An 8,597-nucleotide genomic window follows, 5' to 3' on the forward strand; every position below is an offset into this window, starting at 1 on the left:
GATATGATCTTTGTGGCCGATACCCATCAAAGAATTTTCCACGATTCACGAGTAGCGCCATTGCCGAGAATAGCGTACATTTTGCTTCACTAAGCGGTAACCGCGGGGTTTGCCGATCAACATCAGTATCGTTTTCTGAGGGTTCCTATATTCATGCCAAGAAAGCACAAGAAGAAAATATTTGTCCTGGATACATCGGTCATCTTATACAACCATAATGCCATTTACAGCTTTGAAGACAATGACGTGGCGATTCCGATCACGGTATTGGAAGAGTTGGATCATTTCAAGAAAGGCAATGACATCAAGAACTTCGAGGCGAGAGAATTCATCCGCATCATGGATGCCTTGTCGGCTAATCATTCACTGCAGAAATGGATTCCGATCGACCGCCCGAACCACGGCCATTTCAAGGTATGCATGCAGGAGAGAACCAGCGGCTTGGACGCGACCGTCGTATTCGGGGAAAACACTGCGGATCACCGGATACTGAACGCAGTCATTTCATTGGGTGAAGAGTACCCGGACAGTAAAATCATTCTGGTTTCGAAAGATATCAATCTGCGGCTCAAGGCGAAATCCCTCAACATTCCGGCGGAAGATTTCGAAACCGGAAAGATCAAGGATCTGGATTCGTTGTACACCGGTAAAACGGTCATCGAAGGACTGCCGAAAGATGTCATCGAGAGCATCTACAACCATAATTCTTGCTTGCCGGCCGATGTTGGCATACACGAGCCGATACCGAACCATTACTTCATTCTGAAGAATGCCCGTGCTTCGGTATTGGTTTTCTACAACCCGGTAACGCAGCGAATCGAGCGCATCCAGAAAGAATCCGCGTTCCGGGTGACCCCCCGGAATGCCGAACAGGTATTTGCATTGCATGCGATTACCCATCCCCATATCAAGCTCGTGACCATCCAGGGCGTGGCGGGTACCGGCAAAACGCTGCTGGCTCTGGCCGGTGCACTCGATCAGAAAAGGCATTTCAAGCAGATCTACATGGCGCGTCCGGTGGTGCCTTTGAGCAATAAGGACATCGGTTTTCTGCCCGGTGACGTGATCTCAAAGCTGAATCCCTACATGGAGCCGCTCTGGGACAATCTCAAATTCATCAAAAGCTTGTTCACCGAGAAAGACAAGGAATACAAGCAGATCACCGATGCGGTCGATCAGGAAAAGCTGAAGATCACGCCATTGGCGTATATCCGCGGGCGCAGCATTTCGAATGTGTTTTTCATCGTCGATGAAGCCCAGAATCTGACGCCGCATGAAGTGAAAACGATCATCACGCGGGCCGGAGAAAATACCAAAATCATCTTCACCGGCGATATCTATCAGATCGACACCCCTTATCTCGATTCCCAGAGCAATGGCCTGTCATACTTGATCGACAAGATCAAGCACCATGAAATTTATGCCCATGTGCGCTTGGAAAAGGGGGAACGATCCCACCTCGCCAATCTGGCGAATCAATTGCTCTAAGATCGCATCTGCCATTGCATTGTTATCGTTGTCGATGAATGCACAACGGCGGTTTCTTTCTTTTTAGGTTACATTGGTCGAGGTAGCGCTGATCGCGCTAATTTGCCTCGCCGTCAAGGATGGATTCTTCTATTCTGGCGCTCATCCACTCACCGTATTTTTAGCTTCTTCCTCAGCGGGTTTTCAGGGATAGCAAAAATCTAACAAATCATAGGGATATTTCATGTAGCTTCCAATTCTTGGTTGGCTGGGCTAGAATCGAATCAGATCTACAAGAAGTTAGGTATCTATTTGATAATAATAATTAAAATCTGAGTTGATAATAGGGTCATTGTGTAAATTCTAATTGCCTGTAAATAAGGGGGAAGTATATGGCAGAGTATCTTACGAAATCGGCCGCCCGCAATATTTTTTATGGCGGATCCATTTTTTTCCTGATCACGTTTACGGTTCTGACAGTTCATAGCCATTTCTATATGAAAAATGTGGCGACCGATGAATCGACCCTCACTGAATCCGTTGCACGCGGTAAACATGTCTGGGAGAAGCATTCCTGCATCAATTGCCATTCTCTGCTGGGTGAAGGCGCTTATTTCGCGCCTGAACTGGGCAATGTGTGGATTCGCTATGGCGGCAAACAAAGCCCCGAAGGCGCACGTTCCGGCCTGAAAGCCTGGATGCGAGCCCAGCCCACGCGTGTCGAAGGGCGTCGGCAAATGCCCCAATTCAATCTGACTGAACAGGAATTGGATGATCTGATCGATTTCCTTGAATGGACCAGTCGCATCAATACCTTGGGGTGGCCGCCCAATGTTGCCGGATGACGGTTATGGTGGCGATCGTTGTATACCTGTTGCTCAATACGAAATTTTGATGGAGATTTGTCAATGAAATATCACACCCAGCAGCTTGCCTATCCTTATTTTGTCGCTGCGCTTGCGCTGTTTCTGGTTCAGATCGTGGCCGGCGTGCTCGCCGGAACGGTCTATGTGTTTCCTAATTTCCTGGCCGAATCCGCGCCTTTTCATATTCTGCGCATGATCCACACGAATGCGCTGCTGGTGTGGTTGCTATTGGGTTATTTCGGCGCCAGTTATTTTTTGATTCCGGAAGAAAGCGAACAGGAAATTCATAGTCCCAAGCTGGCATGGCTACAACTGGGCTTGTTTGTATTTGCCGCGTTAGCGGCGGTTGCAGGCTATCTTGGCGGTATACACGAAGGCCGGGAATTCCTGGAACAACCGTTCTGGATCAAGATACTGATGGTCATCGCGTTTTTGATCTTCATCTACAATGTCACGATGACGGTGCTCAAAGGCCGCAAGACGGTGGTTTCCATTGTTCTGCTGCTGGGGTTGTGGGGCGCCGCCATTTTCTTCATGTTCGCCTTTTACAATCCCGACAATCTGGCGGTGGACAAGCTCTACTGGTGGTGGGTGGTGCATGTGTGGGTGGAAGGCGTCTGGGAATTGATCATGTCCGCGATGTTGGCCTTTTTGCTGATCAAATTGACCGGCGTCGACCGCGAAATCATCGAGAAATGGCTCTATGTCATCGTCGGCTGTTCGTTGTTCAGCGGATTGCTGGGAACCGGCCACCACTATTATTGGATCGGGGCGCCGGAATACTGGCACTGGATCGGCGTCGTGTTCTCGTTTCTGGAGATCGTGCCTTTTTTTGCGATGATGCTGTGGGCATTCTATTTAGTGAAGAAGAGCGGCCGCGATCATCCCAACAAGGCCGCTATACTCTGGAGCCTGGGTTGCCCGGTGATGGCTTTCATCGGTGCGGGCCTGCTCGGCATGATGCATAGCTTCCCATCGATCAATTTCTATACGCATGGCACCCAGTTGACCGCGGCGCATGGGCATCTGGCGTTTTACGGTGCGTATGTGATGTTGAACCTGGCATTCTTCACGTATGCGCTGCCGGCGTTGCGGCAAGTCCAGCCGTTCAATCAAGTGCTGAACATGTGGAGTTTCTGGCTCATGAATGCCGCGATGCTGGGAATTACCTTTGCGTTGGTGTTCGCCGGCATTCTGCAGACCCATTTGCAGCGCGTGATGGCACTCGGTTTCATGAATGTGCAGTCGCAGATTGAATTGTTTTATGGGTTGCGCCTCGGTGCCGGCATTTTCTTCATCGTCGGCGCGCTGATGTTCATTTATGCGGCGTTGGGGCCGGTCACCGAGCGTACCGCGGCTGCGCGGGCATGATGGATGGCCTGAGCATGCCGGATGTGCCGTTGTGCAGTCGGCCCAGTTCGGAAATTCCGTCTGCGGTTGCAGGCATTCCTTTCTACCAGCCGGTTGGGAATGAATGCGCGCTGTTTGAAATGGCTTACCGGCAGCGGCTGCCGTTGCTGATCAAGGGGCCGACCGGTTGCGGCAAAACGCGCTTCATCGCGCACATGGCCGCCCGTCTGGAACGGCCCTTGCATACAGTTTCATGCCATGATGACCTGACCGCCGCCGATCTGACCGGCCGTTATCTGCTTAAGGGCGGGGACACGGTATGGGTGGATGGTCCGTTGACGCGCGCTGTGCGCAACGGCGGGATTTGTTATCTGGATGAAATCGTTGAAGCGCGCAAGGATGTGACGGTGGTATTGCATCCGTTGACCGATGACCGGCGCTTCCTACCATTGGAGCGCACCGGCGAAGCGCTGGCCGCACCGGACGAATTCATGCTGGTCGTCTCATATAATCCGGGCTATCAAAATATTCTGAAAGCGCTCAAGCCCAGCACGCGCCAGCGTTTTATATCGATCAGCTTTGATTTTCCGCCGCCGGACGCCGAGATGGCCATTGTCGCCATCGAAAGCGGCTTGCCGGAACGGGATTGCGTGCCTCTGATCAATCTGGCGCAACGATTGCGCGCCTTGAAGGATGTCGATCTGGATGAAGTCGTGTCGACCCGTTTGCTGATCTATTGCGCCGTACTGATGAAAAGCGGCCTCGATCCTTATCAGGCTGCGCAAGCTGCGCTGGTTGAGCCGCTCTGCGATGATCCTGATGTCAAGCAAGGTTTGCTCGATCTGATTCGCGCGACGTACGGCTGAGCATGGATTGGCTGGCGTTTCTCGAACTGGAGGAACAGATCGGACGTTGCTGGCACCGGCTTGCCGGCAGCACCAGCAGTTATCGTTTCCATGCTGACGCAGCAATATCGCTGACGGAAGTTCGCGCAGCGCTGGGCGTATTTTTCCGCGGATTGGGTGGGTCGCCGGGCATCACGTTGACTGCCGGAACGCCGCAATCTTCGCGGCATCGCTTGAAATGGCGCCAGCGCCTGGGCTTGATGGATGAGGTTCTGCCGCCGATCGACTGCAATCATGAACGAATGCTGTTGCCGGAACGGCTGGGGTATTTTCCGGACAGGATATTGAACCGGCAGCATTATGTCTGGCTGGCGGCGTTTTTCGCTACTGCGAATGACTTGATGGATGATCCTGTCAGCGGCGTGAAGTACGTTCATGCCGATCCGTTGCAAGCGGATCTGGTCTACCTTCATCAGGTGCATCGGATCAGCACCGGCGTGTGCAACCGCTATCCCGGCCTGGCCCAGCGCTATCGGAACCTCTGTCTGGCGATCGCTGCGCAGCGGCCACGGCGTCTGCTGAGCCAGCAGGAACAGGCGATCGAAACAGTGATTCTGATGTTACTGGGCACTCAACCCGGCACCGATATGCTGGCGGATTCATTCCTGCAGGCCATTCGCAACCCAGCGCCCGATCTCACCTTATGGACAGCGGATAAGCGCTACCGGACATTTTTGCCGGTTCCGCTATGGGGCAATGCGTGGGCTCAGCAGAACTGCAGCTCTGCCGCGGCGCAGAATACAGAGCAGGATGGCGTCGAGAGTAGCGAGCATCCTCAGGATCAGCGCAAGAAAAACAGCCGTCGCCGGGAACAGGATCAAAGTCGGCGCGATGATCCGTTGCTGTTGAATCGGTTCGAAAAAATGCTGAGCTGGTCGGAAATGGTCAATGTCAATCGCGCCGTTCAGGATGATGATGAAGAGTCGGCCAGAAACGCCGCGCAAGCGCTCGAGGAAATCACCGTGAGTTCGTATGACCGGAGCGCTGCGGTGACGCTCAAGTTCGATCTCGATCTTTCGCCGGAAGATGTCGATCCCGCCCGGCTGATCTCCGAATTCGATTATCCCGAATGGGACTACCGGCGCAAGCTGTATCATCACGGGCAATGCCGGATAGTGTTCCAGCAGGCTCCGGAACATGACCAGGACTGGGCGCCGGATCTGGAGGCACGCAAGCGTTTCCGCAGAATTCGCCGCCAGTTTGAAGCGCTATTGCCGAAACGGGAAATTCTGCGTCATCAACCGGATGGCGCTGAACTGGATATGGATGCGGTCGTGCGCGCCGAATGCGATGTTCGTGCCACCGGCCATGGGTCAGACCGGTTGTACTGCGCGTCACGACAACAATCGCGCGATTTGGCCGTGGCGATTCTGGTCGATGTGTCGCTATCCACCGACAGTTGGATCAATGGCCGCCGTATCATCGATATCGGTAAAGAAGCGTTGATCACGCTGGCGACAGGGCTGGCAACCTGCCGGGATGCGTTTGCTATCTATACTTTTACGTCGCGAAAGAGAGCTTATGTTCGAATAACCGAGGTGAAGAATTTTTCTGAGCCGTTCAATACCCGTATGTTGCGCCGCATTGCGGCGTTGCGGCCCGGCTATTACACGCGTATGGGCGCCGCGCTGCGTCATGTTCAGCAGATATTGAGCCTGCGTCCGGAGCGGCACCGGCTGATTCTATTACTCACGGATGGCAAGCCCAACGATCTCGATCATTATGAAGGCCGATACGGCGTAGAAGATACGCGACAAGCGATTGTTGAGGCCAGACGGGCAGGCTTGTCGGTGTTCGGCATTACCATTGATCAAGCGGCGCAAGATTATTTTCCATATCTGTTTGGAAAAGGAGGATACGCCATAGTGGCGCGTCCAGACCGTTTGCCGCAGGTAATGCCGAATATTTATCAACAGTTGATTCGGTAATGTATTTTCTGCTGAATGTTAAGAAGTAATGGAAATGCCAAAGGATATGAAAATCATCGGAGGATTCATGGCTAAAATCTGGGCTAATTTGCCAATGGGAATGCAACGTCTTGTGGTGGCGGCAGGACTTTTAATGGCTGTTGTCGTCATCGGCTTACAGTTCCACGTCAGCTCGCAAGGCGATATGTCGGCGACATATCCCAAGGGCTTTCGTGGTGGCACTTGCACGATAGAGTCTGAATCTCTGCTGATCGGCTATTCGGGATATTTCATCCCTGACGATTACGAAATTCCGGCGGACGCGATGAAGGCGATGCCTGTTCCGACGTTATGCAGCAAAATGGCCAGTCCTGGCATGCTGGACATCACGATCGATCTTCTTTATCCGGAAGCGGCACGTCAATGGCCGCTCGCACTGACGCTCACCAAGATGGAAGGCAACGAGCCGGTTAAGACATTATTGACCATACCTGAGAGAACTTACGACTCCGGTATCATTACCCAAATATTGAGCATCGGCGAAATCGGAGAATATAGAGTTTCTCTTTCAGGAAAGAATGATCAGCAAGTTGATTTCACGCTGGAAATTCCAATTGCTGTCGGTATGCGATGGTATGAAGGGATGATTCAATTCTGGCCGATGGTTGCGATGCTGGGCGCGGTAATTTTCTTTGCCAATTTGAAAAGAATATTGAAATAAAATATGGCTTGATGGATAACTATTGGGCGTGCGGGAGCATGGCTTTAATGAATTTGTCAGTTGCCGGCACCTTTAACTGAATTCCGATCCTTGCTACATTCTGATTCTTGATCAATCACTGCTCCGTTGACACGCATGTTTTCAAATATTCATCTCGATTCGACTGATTTATTACCGGATGACGATCCTCAACGTGTGCTGTTGCACAACGAAGTGCATGCCCGGCCGAGTCCGCGCATCCACCTGCCCGCATTGATCATGTATGTGGTGGTCATCAATGAGGGCATCAGCCGTGAAGAAGAATACGCGCATTTACGCCGGCTTCCCGGCCAGCAAGCATTGATGCTCGAGCAATTGCAGAATAATTTCCTGCGCTTGCGGCTACCGAGCTATACGCTGAGATGGGAGCGCCATACCGAGTTCACGCGCTATGCACTGGTGCAGCATTTGCCGGAAATTGCCCAGTTAGGCGCAACCGATCCTGAGTTGCTGTCTTGTCTGACCTTGCCGAAGCACTGGCTGGCGGACATCCCGGGGCGCACGTTTGCGGCCATCAAGCTAGCGATGGTTTCAGGGGACGTGCAGCAGCCGGAGCAGTTGCTCATACAGGCGCGCAAGTGGTTTGGCGGAAATCCGGTGGTGGCGTCATTGATTGGCCGGGATGCCTATTCACTGGCGGTGACCGATTTCATGCTGCGGCACAGCGGTTTTGAACGCATGCTGGTGATCATGCCCGACGATACCTCGGAGACGCGGGCAGGGCGCGTATCGCAACGGCTACTTGAAATCGAGACTTACCGGTTGATGGCATTGCGCGGTTTACCGGTCGCCAAACGACTGATTCCGGAATTGACCAGCGCCGAACAACAGTTGGCGGACATTACCGCGCAGCTCGAAAACAAGGTCGCCTCTGACCAGGAATTGCTGGATACGCTCACCGCCTTGGCGGCCCGGGTTGAACGGGCTACGGTGGAACACGCCTACCGATTTGCAGCGACACAGGCGTATAGCAAGCTGGTTACGCAACGCATTGCCGAGCTCAGGGAACAGGCGCTTCCAGGAACGCAAACGATCGGCGAATTCATGCAACGGCGGCTGACGCCGGCGATTGCCACGGTGGAGGCGACCGCGCAGCGAATGGGCTACCTTTCCGCCCGGGTGGCGCGTGCCAGCGCATTACTGCGCACGCGCGTCGATATTCAAACCGAAACACAAAATCAGCAATTGCTCGAAAAGCTTACGCACGGCCAAGAACTGCAACTGCGCTTGCAAAGTACCGTGGAAGGGCTGTCGATTGCGGCCATTTCCTACTACGTCATCAGCTTGCTGCTATATGTGACCAAGGCCGGCAAGGCCGCAGGCCTGCCGATTCATCCGGAAA

7 protein-coding genes are annotated in these 8,597 nt (G+C 53.1%); all 7 read left to right on the forward strand.

The genetic code is table 11. The annotated features are described in order from the left end of the window. Nucleotides 1-153: 153 nt before the first annotated feature. Nucleotides 154-1,488, forward strand: coding sequence for a PhoH family protein (locus ABF87_RS12595; RefSeq protein ID WP_160829472.1), 1,335 nt, complete (start codon nt 154-156; stop codon nt 1,486-1,488). A 371-nt stretch (nt 1,489-1,859) separates the two neighbouring features. Further along, entirely contained in the window at nt 1,860-2,312 is a 453-nt protein-coding gene (locus ABF87_RS12600) for a cytochrome c (RefSeq protein WP_160829473.1), read from the forward strand. A 63-nt stretch (nt 2,313-2,375) separates the two neighbouring features. Next, nucleotides 2,376-3,704, forward strand: a complete 1,329-nt coding sequence (locus ABF87_RS12605) for a cbb3-type cytochrome c oxidase subunit I (protein ID WP_160829474.1) — start codon at nt 2,376-2,378, stop codon at nt 3,702-3,704. Between the two features lie 119 nt (nt 3,705-3,823). After that, nucleotides 3,824-4,549, forward strand: coding sequence for a CbbQ/NirQ/NorQ/GpvN family protein (locus ABF87_RS12610; RefSeq protein WP_240143673.1), 726 nt, complete (start codon nt 3,824-3,826; stop codon nt 4,547-4,549). A 2-nt stretch (nt 4,550-4,551) separates the two neighbouring features. Then, on the forward strand, nt 4,552-6,516 hold the full coding sequence (locus tag ABF87_RS12615; protein WP_160829475.1) for a VWA domain-containing protein: 1,965 nt from the start codon (nt 4,552-4,554) through the stop codon (nt 6,514-6,516). Nucleotides 6,517-6,583: 67 nt separating this feature from the next. Further along, nucleotides 6,584-7,216: a hypothetical protein gene (locus ABF87_RS12620; protein WP_160829476.1), complete on the forward strand. Its 633-nt coding sequence runs from the start codon at nt 6,584-6,586 to the stop codon at nt 7,214-7,216. A gap of 135 nt (nt 7,217-7,351) precedes the next feature. Continuing rightward, on the forward strand, nt 7,352-8,597 hold a 1,246-nt coding region (locus ABF87_RS12625; RefSeq protein WP_160829477.1), incomplete at its 3' end, for a DUF3422 domain-containing protein.

Source organism: Nitrosomonas sp. JL21, from assembly GCF_009833095.1.
Lineage (GTDB): Bacteria > Pseudomonadota > Gammaproteobacteria > Burkholderiales > Nitrosomonadaceae > Nitrosomonas.